Annotated in this window: 4 protein-coding genes; 1 reads left to right on the forward strand and 3 read right to left on the reverse strand. The window is 59.8% G+C overall.

The window, feature by feature from the left end; genetic code table 11:
* The 3 genes from AB4Z11_RS26560 to AB4Z11_RS26570 form a co-directional block, all read right to left on the reverse strand.
* Positions 1 to 692: hypothetical protein (locus AB4Z11_RS26560; RefSeq protein ID WP_442028841.1), on the reverse strand; the 692-nt coding region annotated here is incomplete at its 3' end.
* 3 nt (positions 693 to 695) lie between these two features.
* Positions 696 to 1,202 carry a hypothetical protein gene (locus AB4Z11_RS26565; RefSeq protein ID WP_442028842.1) on the reverse strand — a complete coding sequence of 169 codons (507 nt, stop codon included), beginning with the start codon at positions 1,200 to 1,202 and terminating at the stop codon, positions 696 to 698.
* 18 nt (positions 1,203 to 1,220) lie between these two features.
* Positions 1,221 to 1,514, reverse strand: coding sequence for a DnaJ domain-containing protein (locus AB4Z11_RS26570; RefSeq protein ID WP_442028843.1), 294 nt, complete (start codon positions 1,512 to 1,514; stop codon positions 1,221 to 1,223).
* A gap of 132 nt (positions 1,515 to 1,646) precedes the next feature.
* Between AB4Z11_RS26570 and AB4Z11_RS26575 the strand changes: the two genes are divergently transcribed.
* Positions 1,647 to 3,407, forward strand: a complete 1,761-nt coding sequence (locus AB4Z11_RS26575) for a glutamine--tRNA ligase/YqeY domain fusion protein (RefSeq protein ID WP_442028844.1) — start codon at positions 1,647 to 1,649, stop codon at positions 3,405 to 3,407.
* Positions 3,408 to 3,616: the final 209 nt, after the last annotated feature.

The raw sequence follows: 3,616 nt of genomic DNA on the forward strand, positions 1-3,616 counted from the left end.
CGGTACAGCAGCTCCTTGGTGCTGCGCTGCAGGTGTTCAGGTTCTTCGTCCGGGTCGTCGCTGAACTCCGCGTCGGCCAGATCGGCGCTGTGGCGGAATTCCGGGAACAGTTCGAACAGCGCGCGGTCCCAGCCGTCTTCATTGGCTTGCGCCAGCGCGACAGCGATCGGCACGATATCGTTGTCGGCTGCGGTCTGGCCGGTCAGATAGGCGCCCTTCGAAATCACTTCTCCCGCCACTTCCAGCACATCGCGCGGCGCCATCGAGAACAGGATGGCAAACGCCGTGCAGCCCCAGTCGGTGGCCGAAGCTTCCTTCAGCAATTCGACGCGGCGCTCCTCATCTTCGGTACCGAACACGACGCCGTGGATGTGCGCGAACAGCGATTCGGCGATGCGCTCCGGATCGTCTTCGATCATATCGTCGGACCAGGTCGCGGCCAGGTAGGCCAGGCTTTCCGCCCACTGCTTCGGCGGCACCAGCAGCGTGGCCAGCGACAGCTTGCCACCGTCGAAGCCGGACATATGCAGCGCCGTCACATGCGGCGGAATATTCTGCAGCACTTCCACCACGGCCAGGTCACCGTGCTGTTCGGCGGCTTCGGCAAAGGCTTTCTCGGCATGCTCCAGCGAGCCTGCCAGTACGAGTTCGGTGACCTGCTTGCTGATTGCTGGCAGATTTTTATCGGACATCGCTTACTCCTCTCCCTGGTCAAAGATCTGGGCGAAATCGTCGCTCGCGCTTTCGTCGCGGTACTCGTCTTCGTCATCACCCTCGTCGCCCTCGGCCAGCTGGTCGAGGGAGGTATCGTCTTCATCCCACATGCGCGGATGCTTGTGCAGGAAGGCGGTGATGATGGCCTGGCGACCCAGGTCCGGGTAATTCTCTTCAATGGCTTCCAGCATCTTGGCCGGCGTGCCGTCCGGGCACGTTGCAGCGCCAAACACACGGGCCGGATCGCCGTATTCGAAGTCTTCAGCATCCTTCAGCACGGCCTTGGGATCATGGAACTCGATCACGTCGACCAGCGCGAAGGCCATCATGTTCAGGTCCTCGATGCCGCTGCCGCTGGCGTATTCGGCCATCAGCGTGTCCAGCATCTTCTTGTAATTCTTCTGATCGGGCGGATCGCCGAGGATGCCCTCGATCTGGCCGGCCAGCTCGCGCGCCTGGTAGGCGAACTCGTGGTGTACTTTGCTCATTACTGCTTGATTCCTTTGTTACGCAGCGGGCACGGAAACGCCGTGCAGGCTGAAGACCGAACGCCACTGGCTGTAAGCCTCGGCTTCGGGGTCGACAATGATGCGATGGTGCAGGCTCTGGTTGTACTCTTCGCGCCTGGCCGGGTCGGACAGCACCTCGTAGGCCTTCACGATGGCCTTGAAGCGCGCGTCGGCGCCGGGCTCCTGGTTGCGGTCCGGGTGGAAACGCATGGCCAGCGATCGGTAAACCTTCTTGATTTCCTCGTCCGAGGCATTGGGCGCGACACCGAGCACATTATATAAATTTTCCATAAGGAAACTCCGGAGTCGATTTTTAAACGTGCAAAGACGAATTATCCTATATAAAGGCACGGCCGTCCCATCATCGCCCCGGTCGTACGGTAAAATGGTGGACATTCGACTCTTTTTCCACCGTTTTCTTCCATGAGCAACGACAAAAACAGCACCGCAACGGCGCCAGCGCCGAATTTTCTGCGCAATATCGTTGAAAGTGACCTGACAACCGGTGCCCACGACCGTCCGGGCCTGCCATCCGTCATCACCCGCTTCCCGCCGGAGCCAAATGGCTACCTGCACGTCGGCCACGCCAAGTCCATCTACACCAACTTCGGTCTGGCGCGCGATTTCGGCGGCCGCTGCCACCTGCGCTTCGACGACACCAATCCGGAAAAGGAAGAACAGGAATACGTCGACTCCATCATCGACAGCGTGCGCTGGCTGGGCTTCGACTGGGAATACAAAGGCCCGGTAGGCGCCGGCGACCACCTGTACTACGCGTCGGACTACTTCGACAAGCTGTACGAGATGGCCGAGTACCTGATCAAGGTGGGCAAGGCCTACGTCGACAGCCAGAGCGCGGCCGACATGTCCGCCAACCGCGGCAACTTCAGCACGCCCGGCACCAACTCGGCCTTCCGCAACCGTTCCGTGGACGAGAACCTGCAACTGTTCCGCGACATGAAGGCGGGCAAGTTCAAGGATGGTGAGCACGTCCTGCGCGCCAAGATCAGCGAAGACGCCATGGCCTCGCCGAACATGAATATGCGCGACCCGGCGATCTACCGCATCCGCCACGCACATCACCACCGCACGGGCGACAAGTGGTGCATCTATCCGATGTACGACTACACCCACCCGATTTCGGACGCGCTGGAAAACATCACGCATTCCATCTGCACGCTGGAATTCCAGGATCACCGCCCGTTCTACGACTGGCTGCTGGCCACGCTGGCGGAAGGCGGCTTCTTCGAACAGCCGGTGCCGAAGCAGTACGAATTCGCGCGCCTGAACCTGACCTACATCGTCACCTCCAAGCGCAAGCTGCGCCAGATGGTGGAAGAAGGCATCGTGGACGGCTGGGACGATCCGCGCCTGCCAACCATGGCCGGCATGCGCCGCCGCGGCTTCACGCCGGAAGGCATTCAACTGATGTGCGAGCGCACCGGTGTGACCAAGTCCGATGGCTGGATCGACTTCGGCGTGCTGGAAGGGGCCGTGCGCGAAGACCTGGACCCGAAAGCGCCGCGCGCGATCGCCGTGCTGCGTCCGCTGAAACTGATCGTCGAGAATTTCCCTGAAGGCGAATCGGTGGAGTGCACCTCCCCTGTTCACCCGCACCATCCGGAACTCGGTCACCGCACCTTCCCGTTCACGCGCGAACTGTGGATTGAAGAAGAAGACTTCATGGAAGTGCCGACCAAGGGCTACTTCCGCTTCACGCCGCCAATCGACGGCAATCCGGGCAGCCGCGTGCGCCTGAAGTACGGCTACGTGGTGGAATGCACCGGCTACGACRAGGATGCCAACGGCAAGGTCACCGCCGTGCGCGTGAAGTATTTCGAGGACTCCAGGTCCGGCACGCCGGGCGCCGACAACTACAAGGTGAAAGGCAATATCACCTGGGTCAGCGTGGCTGCCGCGCTGGAAGCGGAAGTGCGCCTGTATGACCGTCTGTTCACCGAAGAAAAGCCTGATTCGGGCGGCCGCGATTTCAAGGAATTCCTGAATCCGAAAGCGCTGGAAAAGGTAAAAGCCTATCTGGAGCCAGGCCTGAAAGACGCCACTCCGGAGCAGCGCTACCAGTTCGAACGCCATGGCTACTTTGTCGCCGACCGCGTCGATTCGCAGCCGGGAAAACCCGTGTTTAACCGTATCGTTACACTGAAGGACAGCTGGGCGAAGTAAATGTAATCGTCCCTGTCTAGAACAAGAAAAGCCGCCTTCGGGCGGCTTTTTCTTTACTTGCTTTGATTTCAATCAATATGGCATAAATGCAACGAATACCTTATTGCATGCATTACGGAAAGTAAATATATTCAACCAACTTTCCCTCAAGGTATTCCTCTTGCCCACCAATCTGCTCAACCGTTTGTACTCGCCCCGCAAGCCAACCT

The sequence above is a fragment of the Pseudoduganella sp. RAF53_2 genome (assembly GCF_052113985.1).
GTDB lineage: Bacteria > Pseudomonadota > Gammaproteobacteria > Burkholderiales > Burkholderiaceae_D > Rugamonas.